20 protein-coding genes are annotated in these 21,876 nt (G+C 42.9%); 11 read left to right on the forward strand and 9 right to left on the reverse strand.

The annotated features are described in order from the left end of the window. Positions 1-38 precede the first annotated feature (38 nt). On the forward strand, positions 39-566 hold the full coding sequence (locus JKJ11_RS23385; RefSeq protein ID WP_252039997.1) for a TetR/AcrR family transcriptional regulator: 528 nt from the start codon (positions 39-41) through the stop codon (positions 564-566). A gap of 15 nt (positions 567-581) precedes the next feature. Beyond that, on the forward strand, positions 582-1,628 hold the full coding sequence (locus JKJ11_RS23390) for an alcohol dehydrogenase family protein (protein WP_031495215.1): 1,047 nt from the start codon (positions 582-584) through the stop codon (positions 1,626-1,628). An 85-nt stretch (positions 1,629-1,713) separates the two neighbouring features. Here the strand turns inward: JKJ11_RS23390 and lpdA are convergent, their stop codons facing one another. After that, positions 1,714-3,123: a dihydrolipoyl dehydrogenase gene (gene lpdA, locus JKJ11_RS23395; protein WP_198559315.1), complete on the reverse strand. Its 1,410-nt coding sequence runs from the start codon at positions 3,121-3,123 to the stop codon at positions 1,714-1,716. A 194-nt stretch (positions 3,124-3,317) separates the two neighbouring features. Between lpdA and JKJ11_RS23400 the strand changes: the two genes are divergently transcribed. Next, entirely contained in the window at positions 3,318-3,656 is a 339-nt protein-coding gene (locus tag JKJ11_RS23400) for a hypothetical protein (RefSeq protein ID WP_252039363.1), read from the forward strand. Here the strand turns inward: JKJ11_RS23400 and JKJ11_RS23405 are convergent. Next, complete coding sequence (locus JKJ11_RS23405) at positions 3,650-4,852, reverse strand: MFS transporter (protein ID WP_252039365.1); 1,203 nt, start codon at positions 4,850-4,852, stop codon at positions 3,650-3,652. The genes JKJ11_RS23400 and JKJ11_RS23405 overlap by 7 nt on opposite strands. Before the next feature lie 85 nt (positions 4,853-4,937). Here JKJ11_RS23405 and soxR point away from each other — a divergent pair, with 85 nt between their 5' ends. Continuing rightward, on the forward strand, positions 4,938-5,372 hold the full coding sequence (gene soxR, locus JKJ11_RS23410) for a redox-sensitive transcriptional activator SoxR (RefSeq protein ID WP_252039367.1): 435 nt from the start codon (positions 4,938-4,940) through the stop codon (positions 5,370-5,372). A gap of 30 nt (positions 5,373-5,402) precedes the next feature. On the opposite strand, the gene JKJ11_RS23415 is transcribed toward soxR, so the two are convergent. The 4 genes from JKJ11_RS23415 to JKJ11_RS23430 all read right to left on the reverse strand — a co-directional run bounded on the left by JKJ11_RS23415 (position 5,403) and on the right by JKJ11_RS23430 (position 11,694). Then, positions 5,403-7,076: a flagellar assembly protein A gene (locus JKJ11_RS23415; protein ID WP_198559317.1), complete on the reverse strand. Its 1,674-nt coding sequence runs from the start codon at positions 7,074-7,076 to the stop codon at positions 5,403-5,405. A gap of 306 nt (positions 7,077-7,382) precedes the next feature. Beyond that, positions 7,383-9,419 carry a tRNA(Met) cytidine acetyltransferase TmcA domain-containing protein gene (locus JKJ11_RS23420; protein WP_252039369.1) on the reverse strand — a complete coding sequence of 679 codons (2,037 nt, stop codon included), beginning with the start codon at positions 9,417-9,419 and terminating at the stop codon, positions 7,383-7,385. A gap of 79 nt (positions 9,420-9,498) precedes the next feature. After that, positions 9,499-10,470, reverse strand: a complete 972-nt coding sequence (locus tag JKJ11_RS23425; protein ID WP_031494124.1) for a ParB/RepB/Spo0J family partition protein — start codon at positions 10,468-10,470, stop codon at positions 9,499-9,501. Positions 10,471-10,476: 6 nt separating this feature from the next. Continuing rightward, entirely contained in the window at positions 10,477-11,694 is a 1,218-nt protein-coding gene (locus tag JKJ11_RS23430; protein WP_006069718.1) for an AAA family ATPase, read from the reverse strand. A gap of 1,210 nt (positions 11,695-12,904) precedes the next feature. On the opposite strand from JKJ11_RS23430, the gene JKJ11_RS23435 reads away from it, so the two are divergent. The 4 genes from JKJ11_RS23435 to JKJ11_RS23450 all read left to right on the forward strand — a co-directional run bounded on the left by JKJ11_RS23435 (position 12,905) and on the right by JKJ11_RS23450 (position 16,717). Continuing rightward, positions 12,905-14,875 carry a replication initiator protein RctB domain-containing protein gene (locus JKJ11_RS23435; RefSeq protein ID WP_006069717.1) on the forward strand — a complete coding sequence of 657 codons (1,971 nt, stop codon included), beginning with the start codon at positions 12,905-12,907 and terminating at the stop codon, positions 14,873-14,875. Between the two features lie 492 nt (positions 14,876-15,367). Next, on the forward strand, positions 15,368-15,568 hold the full coding sequence (locus tag JKJ11_RS23440) for a PA3496 family putative envelope integrity protein (protein WP_006069716.1): 201 nt from the start codon (positions 15,368-15,370) through the stop codon (positions 15,566-15,568). A 137-nt stretch (positions 15,569-15,705) separates the two neighbouring features. Further along, complete coding sequence (locus JKJ11_RS23445; protein ID WP_006069715.1) at positions 15,706-15,915, forward strand: DUF3283 family protein; 210 nt, start codon at positions 15,706-15,708, stop codon at positions 15,913-15,915. 85 nt (positions 15,916-16,000) lie between these two features. Next, a complete protein-coding gene (locus JKJ11_RS23450; protein ID WP_006069714.1) occupies positions 16,001-16,717 on the forward strand; it encodes a YebC/PmpR family DNA-binding transcriptional regulator in 717 nt (238 codons plus the stop codon). A gap of 121 nt (positions 16,718-16,838) precedes the next feature. Here JKJ11_RS23450 and JKJ11_RS23455 read toward each other — a convergent pair whose 3' ends face one another. Beyond that, positions 16,839-17,081 carry a DUF2798 domain-containing protein gene (locus tag JKJ11_RS23455; RefSeq protein ID WP_006069712.1) on the reverse strand — a complete coding sequence of 81 codons (243 nt, stop codon included), beginning with the start codon at positions 17,079-17,081 and terminating at the stop codon, positions 16,839-16,841. Between the two features lie 77 nt (positions 17,082-17,158). Here JKJ11_RS23455 and JKJ11_RS23460 point away from each other — a divergent pair, with 77 nt between their 5' ends. Further along, positions 17,159-18,067, forward strand: coding sequence for a LysR family transcriptional regulator (locus JKJ11_RS23460; protein WP_006069711.1), 909 nt, complete (start codon positions 17,159-17,161; stop codon positions 18,065-18,067). Positions 18,068-18,077: 10 nt separating this feature from the next. Beyond that, a complete protein-coding gene (locus JKJ11_RS23465) occupies positions 18,078-18,953 on the forward strand; it encodes an NAD(P)-dependent oxidoreductase (RefSeq protein WP_006069710.1) in 876 nt (291 codons plus the stop codon). Between the two features lie 37 nt (positions 18,954-18,990). Here the strand turns inward: JKJ11_RS23465 and JKJ11_RS23470 are convergent, their stop codons facing one another. Continuing rightward, entirely contained in the window at positions 18,991-19,377 is a 387-nt protein-coding gene (locus tag JKJ11_RS23470) for a thiol-disulfide oxidoreductase DCC family protein (RefSeq protein WP_198559323.1), read from the reverse strand. 20 nt (positions 19,378-19,397) lie between these two features. Further along, complete coding sequence (locus JKJ11_RS23475; protein WP_198559324.1) at positions 19,398-20,171, reverse strand: DUF4344 domain-containing metallopeptidase; 774 nt, start codon at positions 20,169-20,171, stop codon at positions 19,398-19,400. A 317-nt stretch (positions 20,172-20,488) separates the two neighbouring features. Here JKJ11_RS23475 and gltS point away from each other — a divergent pair, with 317 nt between their 5' ends. After that, positions 20,489-21,715: a sodium/glutamate symporter gene (gene gltS / locus JKJ11_RS23480; RefSeq protein ID WP_006069707.1), complete on the forward strand. Its 1,227-nt coding sequence runs from the start codon at positions 20,489-20,491 to the stop codon at positions 21,713-21,715. Positions 21,716-21,876 lie beyond the last annotated feature (161 nt).

Below are 21,876 nucleotides of genomic sequence, written 5' to 3' on the forward strand. Positions count from 1 at the left end.
CTATGGGTAGTACAAACATTCTACCTATAGATTTTATGATGTCCCAACAACAAATAGCCGAGAACCTAGAACGTGCTTTTGCGCAAAAAGGGTTTGCAGAACCGAGTGTTGCTGAGCTAAAAGCACTTTCTGGTGTCAGTATGCGAACGCTTTATAAATATTTCCCTTCTAAAGAAAGTATGGTCGTGGGAGCGCTGGATTATCGTCATCAACGTTACCTATCGTTACTAGAAAGCTGCCGCAGTGCCCCTGGCTTAGCTGCCACCTTATCGGCGTTTGATACGCTTAGTCACTGGATGAGGCAGAACGCACCAAAAGGATGTCTTTCTGCAAATGCTCTAGCGGCATTTCCTGACAATGCAGAAATTCACTCCGCTGTTGAAACCTATAAACATGCGGTAATTCAACAATTGGCGCAGATAAGTGGTCGTGAAGATCTAAGTCAGGCGTTATATGTACTTCATGAAGGTATCACGGCCGCTTACCCTATTCTGGGAGAGGCTGCCGTGAGTGCCGCTAAAACGGCAGTCAACGCTCTATTCGCAGCGACAACATCAAACAACTAAAAAAGGAAACCACACATGAGTTCAATTATGACTGGCGTTCAGCTCATTGGGCACGGTGACTTAGAACAACTTGTCGTTAAATCAGACATCGCGGTTCCTAAACCAGCCGCTAATGAAGTTCTCATTAAAGTCAGCGCCGCAGGCGTAAACAACACCGATATCAACACTCGTATTGGCTGGTACTCCAAGGGCGATAACGATAGTGAAGACGCAGGCTGGTCTGGCAATGCTCTTTCTCTACCAAGAATTCAAGGTGCGGACGTTTGTGGTCATATTATCGCTGTAGGAGAGCATATTGACGATGCTCGAATTGGCGAACGCGTGCTCATTGATCCTTGCCTTCGGTACTCCGATGGAGAACGCCTTGATCACTTCTGGTACTTTGGCTCTGAGTGTGATGGTGGTTTTGCAGAATATACCGTAGTGGATTCTCGCCAGGCTTACAGTGTAAATTCAAGCTACAGCGACATTGAGCTCGCCTCTTTTCCGTGTTCTTACTCAACCGCAGAAAACATGCTCACCAGAGCATCAGTCACAGCTAATGATACTGTTTTAGTCACTGGCGCATCGGGCGGTGTGGGTTCTGCAGCAGTGCAGTTGGCGAAAGCACGTGGTGCTAAGGTGATTGCAGTAACTAGTGAATCGAAGGCATCAGCCTTACTTGATATCGGTGCCGATAAAACGGTATCACGTGGTGAAAGCTTGGTGGATACATTGGGTAGAAACAGCGTTAGTGTTGTCGTTGATCTCGTTGCAGGTCCTCAATGGCCAGAGTTACTTGAAGTGATGCAACCCAAAGGCCGCTATGCCGTCTCTGGTGCTATTGGTGGCGCGATGGTCGAACTCGACGTTCGAACACTGTATCTAAAAGATCTGTCTTTTTTCGGCTGTACTGGGCTCGAAGATGAGGTATTTCCAAACCTAATCAGCCGAATCGAACACTCACAAATAAAACCACTGGTGGGGAAAGTGTTTGCATTATCAGATATCAAACAGGCACAACGGGAATTTGTAGAGAAAAGCCATATCGGGAAAATTGTATTGCAAGTGACACAAGGATAATACTAAAAACAACCAACTCTCCAATGATGCCCCCTTGCTTTAACAAGTGGGCATCATCTCTTGGTAACAAGACGTTCGATATTGGTTATTTCTTGCGGGGAGGTAACATATCGGTCATAGAACCTTCAACCAATTCGGCAGCAAAGGCAAAGGTTTCTGCTAATGTAGGATGAGCATGAACAGTATGAGCGATATCTTTAGCACGCCCCCCTAGCTCTAACATCGCAGCTGCTTCGTGAATGAGTTCCCCAGCATTTTCTCCACAAATCCCTGCACCTAAAAGCGTACCTGTTTCGGCACAGAAAAGCGCTTTGGTGACGCCATTCGTCGCCCCAACACTCTGAGCTCGACCACTGACCAACCAAGGCACTTTGCCTGTTTGGAATTCTATACCTTGCTGCTTAGCTTCCTTCTCTGTCACACCGACCCAAGCGATCTCCGGACTGGTGTATGCCACCGATGGAATGGCTACAGCATGAAAAGTTGAATCCATACCAGCGATAACCTCTGAGGCCACCTTGCCTTCGTGTGTTGCCTTGTGAGCCAACATCGGTCCTTTGACGATGTCACCGATAGCAAAAATATTAGGGACGCTGGTTTGCATCTTGTCATTCACAGGAATAAGCCCCTGTTTATCAACCTCAATGCCTAGCAAATCCAACCCTAAGTTGGACGTGTTTGGCCTGCGCCCAACAGCCACTAATACAGCATCAAAACACTCGCTTTCTGGTGCTTTCTTACCGTCAAAAGATACCGTGATAGCATCAGTACCCGCTTCAATGCCAGTCACCAACGTCTTGGTCAGCATTTGATAGCGCTTCTTAACCGACTTAACTAAAGGTTGAACAATGTCTTTATCTGCTGCAGGAATCACTTGCTCTTGTGCCTCGACAATAGTGATCTGCGATCCCAATGCTGAATACACTTGTGCCATTTCTAGACCAATAATCCCGCCGCCAATGATCAGCAGTTTGTTAGGAATCGTCGTCAGCGCTAGTGCGTCGGTAGAGTCCCAAATCCTCGGATCATTAGGCGCGATAGGAAGTGATACTGAATGTGATCCGGTTGCGATGATGGCATGCTTAAACAAGATTTGCGTTTCTGATTCACCAACCACTGACAGTGCATTGCGTGAGGTAAACTGACCAACACCTTGAACGCGTGTTATCTTGCGAGCTTTTGCTAGGTTAGCAATTCCTTTCGTCAGCTCTGATATCGTGTTTTCTTTGTGAGATCGTAAACCATCAATGTCTATGCTTGGAGTACCAAATGCGATACCCATTTGCTTTCCATGCTGGGCATGTTCAATTAACGCCGCTGCATGCAATAAGGTTTTGGATGGTATACAGCCTACGTTTACACACACGCCACCCAAAGTATCTTGCTTCTCTACTAGACATACAGACAGTCCAAGATCAGCCGCGCGAAAAGCTGCGGTATAACCTCCAGGTCCACCACCGAGTACAACTACATCTACGTTGATAGAATCCACCATCCCTATTCTCCTCATTTTTCAGAAACGTCACTACCGCAACACGATAAATTCCGTCCAGTATAGATCGTCTAAATGTCTGAGCAGTGTTAATTTTTGCTGTTAGGTGACCTGTGTTTAAAACTTCTCTTTATCTGTCTCAAATAGTGTTTAGTATGAGCGTTTGCGCACAAACCTAGGACAAACCACTAACTGCTATGAGAATAAAAGCACTGTTATCTTTCACCTTGCTCATCATGACGGGCTGTTCGTCATATCAAATGAATCAGCTTGGCCTTCGCTCCTCATCAGTTAATACTTACCCTAATTACATGAACACAATAGAGCTATGCGAAGTTGCCAACGGCTATCGAGCAACCAATCAAACTCGCATCTCCGTGAGCAGCGAGCAATGGAAACGTAATCTAACAACTGAACGCTGCGACGAGCTGGTAAAAGAACTCTACTTCAGTCGATTCATCCGTAGTATTACCATATCCAAACCCGAAGAAGCAGCGCAGCCTGTCCCAACGCCATTACCGGCAAAACCTCAATAGCTTTGTAACGTATGAGTATTATTTTTATCTTTATACAATAACAACATACCCAAAGCGGCTAACATCATCACAACGGCGGCCACCGCAAACCCAAGCTCCGTAAGATCGTAGTGAGTCAAATAGGCGATAAGAACATAACTCATACTTTGAACAAAAGTAGAGAATAACTTCATTCCACCATCTACTCTGCCTCGAACTCTATTATCAATCGTTTCATGCAGCTTATTTACTCTAGCGATTCGATTGGTCGCATTGAATAAGCCAATAAATAACGCAAAAATAACGAGACTAAGTGCTGACATCGAGCTAGCTAGTACACTCAATAACACCGCTAACCCGACAACACTGACAATCATTAGTTGTTCTTGTCGAAAACGAATCAGTAGCTGCGTAATGATAACTCCGCATAACATCGCGCCTAAACCATAATTTATTTGCCACCAAGCAAACCAATGACCTTCAATGTTTTGCTCGGAAAAATAGATAGGCACCAACTTAGACAAGTAAGTCATCATTGGGTAACTCAGACAGGACAGAGCAACAAACAAGAAAAACATCGGTGAGCGTGAAAACATGGCTTTAGATTCGCTCAGCTGTGTCATAAAAGATACATGCTTGGTCTCGCGTTGCTTTGGTTTGTAATGGATACTGGCATAGCAAATCATAGCGCTGACAGAAAGTAACATGGCCAGCAAGGCAAAGTACTCGATTGACCACAGTTCCAATAACAATACGCCTAAGCCGCCTGCAGTCAGGGTGGTCATCTGTAGGACGATCTCTTGTTGTCCAGAGATTTTTGCATAATCTGATCTTTTATAGAGCTCTTGAGTGAATGCACCGTTTGTCCCCCATGCAAGATCGTTAGTTAACCAAAAAACCAGTTGAGCAACAGCAAGGGGCCAAAGTGCATTCGGTTCAATATACCAAGTAAAAACAACGAGTAATGCAGCTAGCGCCTGTAATAGTTGGACCAGTGCTAAGATATGCTTTCGCGAAAAACGGTCAATAGCCGTAGCAAAGAATGGGGTCGCAAAGAACGATAACGCCGTGCAACATAACGTGAGTATAGCCAAGAATGTACTGTTGTTTCCTTGCGTCAAGATGCTCCATGGGAGCGCCATTAACATCATCCCTGAAGCGATACCATCGAACAGCAGTGCAGAGAGATGTTGCAGCGAAGTCCTTTTCATCATCATTCCTTTATCTTTGTGAGTTGCTTCAATGCTAAAACCTCAATATTACTTGAGGTCAAGCTATACTTGAGTGTAGAAGGAGAATGAAATGGAATTATCAGTCGGTCAGGTAGCAAAGCGTGCGGAAGTTGCTGTATCAGCACTGCATTTTTACGAGCAGAAAGGAATGATTTCTAGTTGGCGAAAACAAGGGAATCAACGTCGCTATGACAGCTCAGTCTTGCGACGTATAGCGGTTATTAAAACAGGACAGCAACTCGGGCTCAGCCTAGAAGAGATTAAAGAGGCATTGTCGGTGCTTCCTATTCATAGAGCCCCCTCTCAAGAAGAGTGGGAGTCTATGGGCAAAAACTGGAAGCGAATATTAGATGAGAAAATTTGGCTAATGACCAAACTTAGAGACGAGCTTGGGGAGTGCATTGGTTGTGGTTGCCTCTCGCTAAGTCGCTGTCGACTAAGAAATCCTGACGATATATTGGCCCAGCAAGGAAATGGCGCTTTGCTGTGGAAGCAAAGCACCTAAGTCATAGTCTAGGCTAACAAAAACTTGGTTCTAAACTGCAAGGTCTTCTTCTTTTAGCTTTGGAGCAAAATGGATAATATGCTTATTAAAGCTGAATGATGCAGGGCCGTGCGTATTTTTTGTCGTCACCTTTTCTTCGTCAAACGCGACGGTTACACGTGTGTGAGTTTGAACCAAAGACTCTACCGTATTGAGCTCTAACTTAGCAAACAGCTCCAGCTCCAATCTCTCTTTTTCAGCATTGAGTTCATCTAACGCTTCGGTGTTTGAACTATTTAATGCTTCGAGCTCTTTATTCTGTTCTTCCGTTCTTGCTGACTTAGGAACCTTCTTAAGCTCTATTTCGCGTCGGATTGCTTTCATTTTACTTTCTTGAAGCTCGGTATAACGTAGTTGCAGTTGTTCTAGTCCATCTTGGTAATTTTGGAACTGCGCAAAAGCTTTTATGTAGGTGGCAGTATCACCTTCCACACCGAGTTGATTACAAACCACTTTGCCACCGACTATCGCTTCTCCACCACTTAAAATCCCTTGTTTCTTCCCTGCGCCAGTCACTATTAAATCCCCGCCACACACGATGTCGTTGTTTAGACTATGCACCGTAAAGTGAATATCTCCTTGTGAGCTGATATTGGCAAACTGAGCGTAATTAGCGACAACATCGCCGCCAGACTCAATGAGACAAGATTTGGGTTCGCCATCATCAACATTATGTCCGATGATACCTTTGCTGACGATGATATCCCCTTTCGACTTCAAAATTGCCGACTCAACAAATCCCCCAACAGTAATAGTCCCTGTCGCTGTCACTTCCATATTGGGTTCAATATTTCCAGAAATCACCACACTGCCCTTAAATTTGATATGTCCGGTGGATATATCCACTTTACTCAGGCAAAGGGCTTCATCAATCTCGACACCCGATGATTTAATTACCGGCATTCCTGACATCGTAGACAACAATGTATTCGGGTTATCAGCCGAGAACTTGGTCCCTGCTCCCGGCTTAAGTGGATTGTCTTTGACTGCTTTAGGAGGGATGATGGCTCCAGTGACTGTGAATCCATTCTCACCTTTGATGGCCGGTATTCGCTTCATCACTTGCTCATTTTCACCTACCGTAACAATGGCTCCTAAATCACGCATATCCACTTTGTCTCCATCGCCGGTAGCTTGCGGTTTGAGTACACGCTTTTTAGGGTCAGCTACTAGTGGAATAAACTGCGCATCTTTACCTTCTTTCGGCCTTTTTCCTATCGCCACAGGTTGGGTATAGCTCTCACCAGCTTTAAGCTGACGACTGAGTAGCAGTACTTTCTTTAACGCTTTTTTGTTAAGTCCTTTAACTACTCTGGATTCTGTGAGTGATTTGATGATGTCATTAGGCTGAAGTGGATTGCCGCCGTATGCTCCAGTGACTTTAATACTAGCAATCATATCTTGCTCGGTTAGTATCACTTCAGCGCTAGCATCTTTAATTTGGGCAATAGTGATGCCAGAAAAGGCTTCACCTTTTGCACTTGCAGCACACTTTATGAATTGATTGACAGCAGATTCGTCAAGAAAGAAATGCTGGGCATTAAGCTCACCCAACATGTTGTTTAGCAAAGAAGCTTCTAATGCCAGACCTTGCTCATACTCACTCGGTAATTGGGCAATAACTTCATTACCATTTGACGATATTTTGAGAACACTTTTCCACATGATGGCTAGACACTTCCTTATGCTCATTACACAAGCTCAAACTGAACAATGTGATCATGCTTCAACAATTTTAATTATCTTAATGTAGTCTCAGTAGTGAGACTATGTTCAATATCGAAAACTCCGGTTGGCGTCACGGTAATTCGGTTGGTTCTTTGACTCTGATTCAACTATGAACGTGTGGTAGATGAGAGAGAACTGAATTTGAGTTTGAAGAGGATTTACAGTGTAAAAACAGGATTCTGGCAATTTACACTGTAAACGTCGGTGGCTTTGTTTACAGTGTAAATCCAAGGTAAGAGAAGTTTAAGTCAATTTACACTGTAAACGTTCGATGAGTGAACAGAGTTCCAGCCTAAATTGAGCTTCAGCTTGTTTACGTCCCGCTAGACTCAATTGATGGACAACGTGTTCCCAAGGCCATTCTTGCAACACGACGGCCGTGACAATCGGACTATCAACATCTACTGAGGCATTTGCGAGAGACACCATGAAGTCGAACAAATCGCTACGGCTGGAAACCAATGAGTTGCCACCTCTTGAGTACAGAATGGCGAGCTTCGATGGCAACGCAGCGCTTCTCTCTATAATTGAAGTAGAAAACAATAACCATGCAAGCGATGGATGAATATCCCGATTGACCGATCTCAATTGATAAACCAGATTTCGGCTGAACTGTTGTTTAGCTTGGGAAAGCCAATCTTCGCTATTTTTAGATGTTGGCAATACCAAAGTAAGGCTATAGGTACCACTGGCTTTATCTTTAGCACTACCCAGTTTAAGCGGAACGAATTGGTTGCTTTGCCAGAATCTAAACAGGTCTGTCGTCACTCCAAAGCTGGTGGCAAGATAATCTACCTGATCATCTGTTTGTAGTTTCAAACGACGCAGCATCTCAGAACCGACACCGGAGGATTGTACTAGAGGATGAACCGCTATGCGCATCACTCTGCCACAACGTTGCGTTGCCGGCTCTGATAGAGCAAGGTGATTAGCTAGCTCAACCGGCGCCAAGTTACCCGGCGGACGAGACTGCCCTAGTTGGACTCTCTCTACGATATCAAGAGACAAATCCCCTTCCCTATTTAAGAGAACAGCGCCGACAACCTGACCATCGTAACTCATGGTATAAAGCGTCATTGTTTTTGACGAGAGCAATAACATCAGATCGTTAGGAGAAGTCTGGTAGTGCGCATTAACGAGTAAAGCAAAGGCTTCAGACAATATTGATTCATTATTGCTACAATCATTTGTTGCCACTGAAGAAAAAGACCAACGCTTTGAATCAAACGAATCAAACTTAACGTCACTTGCCAACTGTGTTAGCTCAGCTTGTAACAGAAACGCACCGGCGCACCACTTCTCTAAAGCATCGTTTTGGGCCCATCGAATCGGCTGCTGCATATGATGTAGTTTGGTTCCTTTACGTACCTTCTGGAGCCAAGGAAGGAACTTAAGACTAAACCCTCTTCCACACCCTTCATAACCGTGAACAGTTGAACTGATAACTAGACGATGGTAATGGGCAACAATGGTTTTCAAGAGTGGAACTGGAATCGCTGCGGCTTCGTCGACAAACAACAAATCACAAACAGGCTTTGACTTTATCAGCTCATCTGGCGAAACAAACTCAATAGATGACGAAACGCTTTGTTCTATCTGACTGAAATCAAATACAGGCTGAACAGCAGCTTTGCTTGGCGCAGTGACCAAGATTCGACACGGACGTGAAGCGGCTATTCTTGCCGCCGCTAGTCCTAGGGCACTGCTTTTGCCACGCCCTCGATCGGCAGTAATAACCAAAGGACGTTTTCTATGTCCCGTAAGGACTCGCTCGATGGCCTCGATGGCTTCGTTTTGTTCTACATAAATATTGCTACTCTCACGCGCCTGGTGTTGATTTTGCCAATAAGCCAAATCATTAATCAGGTTACGGCTTGATTGTTTCAGTCGAGGTAGCAAAGCGAGGTGTCGCTCTAACCAAGGATGTACATCACTTCCATTACTTAACAGAATGAGTACACCGCCTCCTACGAGCGCACCAAGTGCAGCATTAAAACTATTAGCATCAAAATCATCGCTAAGCGTCACGACGAGTAGCTTAACTTCCCTTCCTAGTAGACGTTTTCCTTGTTTAACCGGAATAGCGTCTAGAGAGCCGATAGATTCTTCTCCTAGCTGAAACTTAGAGTCTTTAGGAAAGCGCATCGAGAATTGCTCAATCAATTCATGCTGCCATGCCAGTGAGCCTTCTAAAATGAGCGCACTTCGTTGAAAGCGCTCATCCGCTATTGCATGTTGTTGCTCGAGAAGATGAAGCTGTGAGGAAAATAAAGCCGTCATGGGTATCATTGCTGTGGGGACTTACCACAATATTAACACAAAAAAATACCTCGCTATGGCGAGGTATTTTGAAAGTTATTTAGTTCATCTTAGTTTTTATGAACTCTAGGATTTCATCCATTGTTTGGTCATCGACCTTTTTAAGGTTGAGTGCTAAATTTGGACCTTTGCGAGTGTAACTTGCCCGTCCCTTAACGAGATCAATTTTCGCGACTTTAGCTCTCTTAGGTGGCGCAAGTTCATGCATCCAGTTCTCTAGAGTTTCCGACACATCTTTGGTAATGCGTGCAACACCTTGAGCACGACTTTTCTGCCACACGTAACCTTCATTCTGGTGACAACGCTGAATCAATTGGTTTTGTTTGTCACCATCAAGCTCGCTAAATTGTTTATGTAGACGCACAATCGTTGGACGCCCTAAATCACTCACGTTAGGGTATGCTTGAAGAAGTTCTAGTGGTAAGTCTGCAGCTTTCAGAGCTCCGCTTACCAGTGCTTCGCTACATTGAAACATTTTCGCTAGCGCTTTTTGGTCTTCAGCTTCGCCGCTTTCAAGCTTAGCTAGCATCTCTTTACCTTTTTCATATAGAGACAGCGGCTTATGGGCGTTCGCAACATCAGACAAGAATTTAGCGTGGTCGCCATTGATGTTTTCAGCAACATAAATCAAGAACTCTTTTTGAGCCAGAATACATGACATACGACGACGGCTACCATCAAGAACTTCAATGGTTCCGTCTTTTTGACGGCGGCCAACTGCTGGATACTGTTGCCCTTTATCTCTTAAAGTTGCCAGTACATCAGAGAGTGCGTGCTCGTTTAGGAATGATTGCTCACGTGCATTTTCTTCAAATACGAACGTCTTCGATTCCACTTCATTTGCAGGAATACGCACAAGTTCAAATGAAACTAGCTCCTCCCCTGCAACTGATAACTCAATATATTGGGCTTGTTCCTTGGCTGCGGTTTGCGCTTCCTGAGGGGTAGTTGCACGTCTCTTATTTGCTTTTCCGAAAAGCTTAGCGTTAAGTTCAGAAGTTTTAATAGCCATATAACGTTACCCTTGATTCAATGATGACCAGTTGCTGTGAAGCACTCTTTCTAACTCTAGTGCACTTTTGTGTACTGCGTCTTGTGCTGTCGCCAGCGTTTTTTTACCACCTTCAAAGTCAGAAGCCGTTAAATCAAATACTGTGCTGTAGGTATCTGCACAAGTTTCAAATGCCCTACTACGAGGAATTGTCGCCATCATAACTTGGTCACCAAGTAGGTAGTTCATCTCTGTTAAGACAGACACTTGTTTTTTATTATCATCTTCAAACATGGTCGGCATCAGACGAACGAATTCTAATCCTTTCCAATCTTCTGGGAACATCTCATAAACAGTCGGAAGGTGCTGGAAGAAATTGACTGTTGAAGCCCAATCTAAACGTTTAGCTGCACATGGAATAAGCAACGCATTAGATGCATACATAGCGTTCCAAACTAGTGGATCAACGTGAGGGCCAGTATCAATCATGATGACGTCGAAGTCATCCGCGATTTTGTCAATCAACTTCTCTTTTAGTAGTTTAACAATATCGAGAGATTGGTTTTGAGAAAGGTTTTGCCATGCTTCCGCGTTAAACATCGCATCTTCAGGGAAGGCTGAAATCGTTTTTAGGTTAGGATACTGAGTTGGTAGCAAAACGTTGCGGCGTAAAAAATCAATATCAATATCAGTCCCTTCCGGTACATTTTCTAGCATTACATCTACCGCAGAATAGATGTTTTCATGTTCGGAAATACTGATTTGTGGATTCAAGAACAAACGAAGTGAACCTTGAGGGTCCAAGTCAATTAGACAGATACGATAGCGTTTGTCCAAGTTTAGCGCTAGGCAAGCAGCTAGATGAACTGCACTCATAGACTTACCAGTACCACCCTTTTGGTTTTGAACGTTAATAATCCACGGTTTATTATTGGCGCTTTGTTTACGTTCGTGAAATTTAGGTACCGCAGCCGCATCCATCAACATGTGTGCTTCTTGCAACGAAATAGAATAATGATTGGCATTATTTTTAGTAAATTGATGACCATTTGCTTCCATCTTACTGATAGCATCATCCAGTTTACGACGAGTCAGTCCAGAACGAGTTTCCATCATTGCTTTTGACATTGCAGGAAAGTGATCATCGCTTCGTTCTTCTAATACAATTTCGATGCGATCTGCTTGTACTTGCTGAGTTTGTTCTGCAAGTTGGTAGAGATTATCTATTGTTTGTTCTCTTTTCATACCTAAGTTCCAACCAAGTAACCTAATGAATTAATGTACAGCTATATCGTACATTCACATCAAAAAGCTGTCCACTCACTTAGTGTTGTTTTTTACAATAAATTGACCACATAAAAGCCAAATCGTGATTTTGTCTACAAAGCTGATGAAAAATACATCAAACAATCCAAGTTATAATGAAGTGAAAGACACAGAAAACCTCCTCAGATTTCAAGTGTTACCACGTAACTTATTTACAATGTAAATAGAAAACATCTCGGAACGATTATAAATATTGGATAACTTACGGACTTTGTTGTTTCTATCTCAGCTATTTCAAATTAAGCGTCTTTTTAGGCACACAAATAATTGTTCATTGGTCAGTGAAGAAACGTTAGAGCACCAAAAGACAAAACTCATGATCATAGTTCCGAGAATATAGAAGCATGATCAAGGGGAGTTTTAGAAACAGACATTGGATTATTGGTCTGTAACGTCGATCATTTATCTTGGAAGAATGATCAAGTACTTTGTCACTACGGAAGCATGTAAATCTCCGACCAAATTACGGCTTATGCCCGATAGAACAAGGGATAGTGGTAAGATTCAGTGATTAACGACAGAATTCAAAATGCAATAACAGGTTCAATAAACTTACTTGATCATGCTTCCTAATATATAAGGGTTAAAGCCATTAACGATGAAAAAGCGTCTGTTCGTTTATCTTTATTCAATTCGAGTAATATCTGAACAATTACTTTCATCAATTGCCTAAGACGACAAATAATTCTTCCACCTTGATCATGCTTTCGAGGTAAATTTATGATTTAAAAGATATTTACATAAAGCTATTCACAGCTTTTCTACTTTTTCTGTGGATAAGTTGTGATGACTTCATGATCATCTATCCGTAAGCGTAATGATCATATTTTCGGGCAGATGATGATCATGCCTCCAGAGTTCTATGATCATGCATTCGAAAAACAATGATCATCGTTTCGTAATTACTATGATCATGCGTCCGAATGCTTGTTAAATCTTTGCTTTTAAAAACATAGAGTTACAATCCACAAAAGTGCCAGATCATAAGATCACTTAATCATATTAGATCAGTATTATCAGTAAAGATCAGTTTATTAAGAGCAATAAAATAGATCTTTATTTATTCGGCATTATTCTTTATTCTATGGAACAATATCGAATTTACGGATAGTGTGATATAGATCCAATCATGAGCAACGATGAAAAATTATTGATCCGATCTCCACGAGATCACAAAGGCGGACATCTTTTTGAAGTGACAGAAACGTCTGTCGATTGGATTGAGCAGTATCAGCACTTCAAAGGCGTGACCAAGAGCATTTTGGAACTGCTGAATCTTATCTCTTTACGCGGATTCAGTTCTAAAGATGGTTACGTTTCAACTACCGAGTTAATCGACGCCACTGACGGTAAACTAACTCGTGCAGCTATTCAGCAACGTTTGAGAGCCGCAGTAAATATTGGTTTGTTTAGCCAACATGGTGTTAAGTTTGAGGAAGGCCTCGCTGGCAAAACGATGCTTCATCGGTTTATTAATCCCAATCAATTAGTATCCGTTTTGGGCGCAACCAGCCTGGTAACCGAATCGGTTAAGCAATCTGAAAAGCAAAAAAAATCAAAAGCATTGGCTCAAACACAAGTGAATAAACGCTTGTTGAATGAACATGGACTTTATACGCCACCAGCTATGCGCGATGAAGCAGATCAGTTTGTAGTATCTCCAACAAACTGGGCAGGCATTATCGATCAAGCACTCGCTCCACCACGTACACGTAAAAGCTATCAGAAGTCGATGGTATCCATCTCAGGTACAAAAGCGGTGATTGAAACTCGATCATCTAAGAATATCATGACTGTTGATGATCTTATGACGCTGTTTGCATTGTTTACGCTAACGGTGCAATACCATGATCATCACCACGAAGAGTATCACCTTGATGCTAAACATGTGCCTAACAAGACCCCTTTATATATCACTGACATCCTTTCCCTTCGAGGTAAAAAAGACAGTGGCCCAGCACGTGATTCCATTCGTGACAGTATTGATCGAATTGAATTTACCGATTTCCAATTGCACGAGCTTACAGGTCGTTGGCTCAGCGAAAATATGCCTGAAGGATTCAAGAGTGATCGTTTTAGGTTTCTAGCCAGAACGATCACTGCATCTGAAGAGGCACCACGTGAAGGCGCGGATGGTGAGATCAAGATCAAGCCTAATTTATATATCTTGGTGTGGGAGCCGTCGTTCTACGAAGAGTTATTGACGAGAGACTATTTTTTCTTGTTCCCGCCTGAAATTCTAAAACAGCATACCTTGGTATTTCAGTTGTATTCGTATTTCAGAAGTCGTATGGCCCGACGTCATACCGACACTCTTCTTCTTTCAGAGCTTAATCAAAAGCTTGCGCGTAACATAGAATGGCGACGCTTCTCGATGGATCTTCTTCGAGAGCTTAGAAAACTAGGGGAAGGATCCACAAGCAATGATCAATTTGATGTCAACTTATGGGGCTATCATCTGACACTACAATGCATAGATCCTGATGCTAAGCTACCAGATTATCAGGTTGATATTCGTTGTGATGTGGAAGAAGTATTGCGTTACTCAAGAGCAAGAACGACGAATGCAGGTAAGCGAAACATGGCACCAACCTTACCTAACCCATTACGCAACGAGTTGGTAACTCGTAAGCAACTCGATGAGCTGTCGACAATCATTGACGGTGAGTTTGAGCCAATTCAGCGTAAAGCACCGTCTCCAAGAGGAAACCTGGGCCGTAGAGTGAAGCAGAGAAAACACTTAGTTGAAATCAATGCGGATGAAATAACCATCATCTTATCTAAATATACTTCATCAGAAGCTCTAGAACGCAGTGTAACGGCATTGTCTGCCATGACAGGGCATTCGGTCGCCTCAATCAAACAAGAGTGCTCAGAGCTTATGGAGAAGCTGGATTGGTTGCGTGTTGATGACCAGGTCATTCCCTATGAAGTGCTAAGTCGTGTTGTGGAGTTATATAACTCTCGACAAGAAAACAAGCATTTGTCGATTGAACGACTGATCTCAGCGTTGGCCGTCCGTAAAAAAGTGTGTAAACAAGTGCACGAAGGGCATATCGATGAAACGGTATTTCGCGTGCTAGATGAGGTCGCTATTTAGCGCTAATTAACCCCTTGTTACACTTAGCACTAACTTGTTAGGAATAACACATAACGCTGACAATAAGCTGACAAAGTAACAAGTGTGGTTGGCTAATATTTATTCCGAATAGACAACCTTTTGTCCTTTCTAATGAAATAAGTAGATTGGCTCATATTGTTACATTCATTCTGATATATTTTGGCGAGTTCAATTTGGACTCGCTTTTTTTTGTCTGAAATTCGACGATTCCCTCATTTCTGGGTGAGGTGCAACTAATATCTGGTGTGGGCTTAGAGGAGAAAAAAGGAGATCTCGATCAAGTTGATTTTCTGAGGTGGAATCTCCTAAATGTAATCCCACCGCTGATGGATTTCAAAGTTTAAAAACCGCTTTCTAAAACTTCTGTTTAGAACTATTGCCCCTATCACATTCTGACTCAGTTTTTCTTAACAACAAAATTGTCGTTTGCTACAGATTAGGTGTTCAGACATGGTTCATCAGGAGGTAACAATGTCCATTAATTCAATCGACCATGACGAAATGACATCCATGACAAGTAAGTGGGATCACTCTGAAGAAGTCCAAGAAAACATACGTCCTGCGAAACAGGGAAAATCCGCAGAAGCTAGACGTCGCATTGAAGCGTTGAGGGAAATCAGAGAAAGTGGTCTAACTCTCGAAGAAGCAAGAGAGCTAGGCTTGATTCACTAATATTGGATAACCAGATAGGGTGGCTAAGGCCACCCTTTGTATTTTCTATCTATCCCAAATCACACCCTTTCATTTGAGTTTAATACTTCATCAATGGTATATTCTGCTCCCTTGCCAACATCAACTGACTAAATACCATGTCCCATAATTTGTCGCTTCTCCCACCCTCTGAAAAGAATAAAGTTGAACTTGATAAACAAGCTTCTTTTGTTGTGTGGCAATTAAAAGAAGCCAAAGCGGGGCCTGAAGCTATACGCGAGCAACTCGAAAAGATAGCGGATGAGGCTGAACAAGCATGGTTTGAACAGTGTGTCGACAAATACAAACGAATGATGGGAGTGATGTAAGCGCCATTCACGGCGTTCACAATTGAATTGTACCGACGATTTGATAAAATCCTCCGCGTTAAAATGAATTAGAGAGAACATCCCGATGGGAAGAAGTTTTGAAGTGCGCAAGGCCTCAATGGCCAAGACTCAGGGCGCGAAAATTAAAGTTTATTCCAAGTATGGTAAAGAGATCTATGTAGCTGCTAAGAACGGTGGTGCAGATCCAGAAATGAACCTTTCACTTAAGCACCTGATTGCTAAAGCTAAAAAGGATCAAGTTCCTGCTCACGTTATCGATAAAGCACTAGACAAAGCTAGCGGTGGTGGTGGTGAAGATTACCAGCCTGCACGTTACGAAGGGTTTGGTCCTGGTGGCGTTAGTGTCATCGTTGACTGTCTAACAGATAACGGCAACCGTACTTTCCAAGATGTTCGTCAATGCTTTGTTAAGACTGGCGCAAAGATTGGTAGCCCTGGTACTGTGGCTCACATGTTCGATCACCAAGCGGTGTTCCAGTTCAAAGGTGACGACGAAGAAGCGGTGCTTGAAGCTCTGATGATGGCAGATGTTGATGTAACTGATATTGAGCTTGAAGATGGCGTCATCACGGTATTTGCACCACATACTGAGTTCTTCAAAGCGAAAACGGCATTGAATGCAGAATACCCAGACCTAACGGTTGATGTAGAAGAAATTACGTTTGTACCGCAAACTCATACTGCAATTGCTGGTGAAGATGCTGAGAAATTCCAAAAATTCCTCGACATGCTAGATGACTGCGATGATGTTCAGCAGGTTTACCATAACGCAGAACAATAATACGCTCGTTATGAAGAAAAAGAGTCGACATAGTCGGCTCTTTTTTATTGCCGTCTTTTCGGTTCTAAACGGCGATTGAATATGATATCTCCAGAAGCATGATCAAGGTACTTTCCCATGATCATGCTTCCTTGCTCTTGATCTTTCTTGGAGTGCATATCCATGCTGCGAAGTTTCTCACTTGAGGCAAGACCGTAAGGTTCAACAACAGAGCACATGGCCAAGCAATAAGAAAACTCTGTAGCCATATCGGTGGCCATGCGCTACTAAAGCCCATTTTGTATCCTGAGATAATACCGGACATCATGATTCCCATAGTGAGAGATGAAAGTAGGGCTGAGATCCAAAATTGTTTTCTGCTCATTGTTATTCTCCTGTTGATTTTTGTTATAAGAAGTATAAACCTATTCATAAATAGATAATATTGGGTAATTTAGAATTGTGGATTCCATATTTGGGTATATAGACGACGTCTACTTGTTTTGTAAGGTCGTGGAACACGGCTCAGTCTTAAAAACCGCTAATCTATTGGGTGTGCCTCAATCGACGGTATCAAGACGTATCTCATCGCTTGAGGAGCGTTTAGGGCTACGTTTGCTAGAGAAGAAGGGTAGGGAATTAGCTGCGACTGAAATTGGTAAGCTTGTTTTCGATCAACTGAGCAGTGGTATTGAGCAGATCGAAATAGGGTTAGGTAATGTAACGGAGCAAACGGAGCAGGTTGCTGGTACGGTACGTTTGTCCGCCCCTCACAGTTTCTACCATTCTTTCGTAGCACCTGTGGTTGAAGGGTATTTAAAACAATACCCTAAAGTTCACATCGATCTCGCTTTAAACCATGATCAGCTAAAACCACAAACGAATCGAGAATTGTTGATTACGTTTGACATCAGTGAGATGGATGATCTCATTGCTCGACCACTGTTTACTGCACGTCACGGCTTTTTTGCTAGCGCTGAGTACTTAGCAAAATGTGGCCAAATTACCCACATTGAGCAGTTACAAGAGCTAGATTGGCTTGCCATAGATAATAGTCAGAAGCTGGCGATTTACCGTGATGACGCTCTTGAGCAAAGCATGACGATAAAACCTAGGCTTGTTGTCAATGATATCCAAGCGTTACTCGATGCAGTTGAGCGAGGCTTAGGAGTTGCATCACTACCTTTACGCCATGTGCGTGGCAACTCAAATTTAGTTCATCTGCTGCCTGAGCACTATCGTAGTGACCGACAGGCGTTTTTGGTGTACAAAGATAGGAAATACCAACCAAAGGCCGTCAAATCGCTAATAGACGCGATTTTATCTAGTGCAGATACAATGGATGCCGCGGTAAACCCCACCAGCAATTAAAGGAGTACAAATGAAAGTTAGTTTTATTGGATTAGGTGTTATGGGATACCCAATGGCTGGTCATTTGGCTAAAGCAGGATTTGAGGTTTGCGTATTTAATCGCACTACAGAAAAAGCGAAACGCTGGGCCGAAGAATACAATGGTCGATATCATGAAACAGTGGCGGATTGTGTTAGAGACGCCGATGTGGTGGCGGTATGTGTGGGCAACGATGATGACGTTAGACAGATGACCACATCCGCTTCTGGTGCCATTGCGAGCATGAAGAAAGGGGCTATTCTCGTTGATCATACGACTACATCAGCGCAGTTGGCAGAAGAGCTTGGAGCTGCGTGTGATAAAGCGGATGTCCGTTTTATGGACGCGCCCGTATCTGGAGGACAGGCTGGCGCAGAAAATGGTGTGCTGACCATCATGTGCGGTGGCGAACAAGCAACTTTTACCGCTTTGCAGCCAGTATTTGATGCTTACGGTAAGTCATCAGTCTTGATGGGGACTGTTGGTCAAGGACAACGAGCTAAAATGGTTAACCAAGTATGTATCGCTGGAGTTCTAACTGGATTGTCTGAAGGGTTAATACTCGCGCAAAAGAGTGGTTTAGATATTCCTTCATTAGTTGATTGCTTGAAAAATGGTGCGGCGGGTTCTTGGCAGATGGAAAACCGTGCCAAAACCATGGATGAAGATAAATATGACTTTGGTTTTGCCATCGATTGGATGATTAAAGATCTCGGTTTTTGTTTGGATGAAGGGGCTCGTCAGGGCATTCGACTTCCATTGACGGAACAGACGGTCGAAAGATATAAAGCACTCTCTTCGCAAGGTGAAAATCGTTCAGATACGTCTGTTTTACTTAAAGCAGTTCGCAAAGACGCTGAATTGTAACGTTTACAGTGTAAATAATGCGCTGAGCGGTAGTCGATTAATCAAGCCGACACCGCTCACATTGTTTCTTTCCAGTTAGCCAGCCCGATATTTGGTAGCGATTACGAGCAAATTTCAGGTATGCCCAATCGCAAACAGGCTTGAAGATTCGCCATCGTGTGAATCCGTAAAGATGTGGTTTTCCTACCAAGCTCCATGCTCTATGAGTAACGTCCAAGCCGAGAAGCAACTTTCCTTCTGTATCGTAGGCATGAAGGCGCTCTGAGGCCGCTTTAGGATCGATATCAGGGTAGGCCTCAAACTCTGGAGAGAAAATGTCGATAAGTTTAATGGCTAGTGCTTTGTCATGATGCTTTAGAGATTGCATTTCTTTGACGCAAAGTGGGCACGTACCATCAAAAAATACGATGAGCTGGGTCGCCATATCAACTCCTTTCTTTGTTTTCAGCTTTGCTCTTCTTGTATTCCTAATACTTGTTTCCAGTTCATATCGATCTGTTGGAAAGTCATTTCACATTTATCTTTTTGCTCGTCTCTATAGTCTTCTTCTATCTCATCCAGAAGCGTGGCATGGTTCTCTGGGTCACTACCATATACCAAACAAAGTGTGCTGAAATAACGTTGTAGATCAAAACTATGCTCGCCGATGTACTCGGCAAAATCGTAATAGTCGGGCCGGTCTTCGGATTCAAAGGAGAACATATCTGCAGCGCTGATAGTGGCATCGGCACCGTTTTCTACGTAGTTGAGCATTAACACTGCCGCAAAGTTATCTACGGCATCTTCTTCTTTGCCTAGAATAGGAATCCCATGATCTGCTACGTAAGCATGTCCTGCTTCATGCAACAATGTATGAAGTAGAGTATCAAGCGCCCCATCTTTAGCTGGTTTGCCAAACTTCTTTTGGTAATCGTTGTTTAAAAAGTAGTTGAGTGAGTCGGTATAGAATTTATACGGAATATGCACGACATGAGCTTGAGGATCGTAAAGTGGTCCGTCATCACCGCCATATTGAATCGTTAGGTCGTTGTTAAATGGAAAGTAAGCATCGGAGAGCTGTACCACCAGCTCATTTATTTTGCTTTGTGCGATTGCAGTTTTCGCTTGTTGTTCTGACGTTGTATTTGTATCGCCATAGCTAATATTGACAGCGCCTATCGCCGCGAATGGTGTCAATAGAGCGACTGAAAAAACAGTCCTTGTTAGTATAGATTTCATTCCGTTATCCATATATTCGATGGTTCAATTAGTCGCAATGGCCTGACTGTGGTACACTGCGCGATTAATTTAGTGTAGTTCTTCTTTTTATATTCATAAACTCAATGTAGCCAACAGGTTAACAGTGTTTCTGTTAATTAACTATGGCCACATATTTGCCGATTCTTCCCGGCACCTTAAGAAGTGATAGATAGTCTAAACAAGGTCGTTTGGTGTCTGCGTAAAGCGAGTCGCCATCTATTCTATTTCTACTACACTTTACAATTTAGTCGAACCTCATTAAGGAAGATGAGCGATAAAGCAAAAAAAGAGGTTATATGAACAACACCATCTCTGTTGGCACGTTAGAATCTTTTTTGATCGCTATCAGCGTTCTTTTTCTGGGACACATCATTAATAGTAAGCTCCCTGTTCTAAAAAAATACAACATCCCTGAACCCATCGTTGGTGGATTAATCGTTGCCCTTATCATTACGGTTTTACACTTTAACAACGTTAATCTTGAGTTCTCGTTGCCCTTGCAGAAAACATTTATGTTGATGTTTTTTAGCACCGTAGGATTGGCGGCTAACTACACCCAACTAATGAAAGGTGGCGCTAAAGTCTTTGTCTTTTTAGCGGTCGCATCGGTATATATTATTATCCAGAATAGTGTCGGAGTTGGATTAGCCACCATGCTCGGCTTAGAGCCGTTAATGGGGTTAATTGCGGGCTCTATTACCTTGTCGGGCGGACACGGTACTGGGGCTGCTTGGGCTCAAACCTTTACTGAGACTTACGGCATCAGCAACACACTAGAAATTGCGATGGCTTCTGCAACCTTTGGTCTAATTATCGGCGGTATTATTGGTAGTCCGGTTGCACAACGACTCATTGATAAGAATAACTTTGAGTCAGAGTATGGCCGAGGCAATGATACTCATGAGCGCTTCCCTGAATTGGTAACTTATAACGAGTACGAAAGAGATCGCGTGACTGCTAAAAAGGTTATTGAAGTTCTGTTTATCTTACTCATCTGTGTGACTGGAGCGAAGTATTTACATGCGTGGGTTAATACATTTGAAATATCTTGGTTAATGATTCCTGACTTCGTTTATGCGTTATTTATCGGTGTTTTCATTACCAACATCTGCGAAGTGACCAAAAGTTATAAAGTGGATGCAGAAACGGTCGATATTCTCGGTACGGTGTCATTATCGCTTTTCTTAGCAATGGCATTGATGAGTCTTCAGCTGTGGAACATCTTTGATCTGGCTATTCCTTTCTTAATCATACTGTCTGTTCAATCGGTTATTTTGGGGCTGTTTGCTTATTACATTACGTTTAGAGTGATGGGCAAAAACTACGATGGAGCGGTTATAGCCGGTGGCCACTGTGGGTTTGGTTTAGGGGCTACGCCGACAGCGGTTATGAATATGGGGTCTATTGTTAATCGATTCGGTCCATCTCCTCAAGCCTTTATGGTAGTGCCTATTGTGGGAGCGTTTTTCATTGATATTGTGAACCTAATCATCTTACAAGGATTTATCACTGTAATCGGCTAAGATTAAGCTTAAAACATTCATCAAAAAGTCTCGTATTTGCGAGACTTTTTTCGTTTTTGAGACAAACGAAAAATACTTCCCCAAAAAGTTTCATTTCGTCAACTAATCTGATATCTAAATGTAAAATAAAAGTAAAATTTCGAGCTTGGGCATATGTCCAT

This window comes from Vibrio sp. SCSIO 43133, from assembly GCF_023716845.1.
In the GTDB taxonomy this organism is placed as follows: Bacteria; Pseudomonadota; Gammaproteobacteria; order Enterobacterales; family Vibrionaceae; genus Vibrio; species Vibrio mediterranei.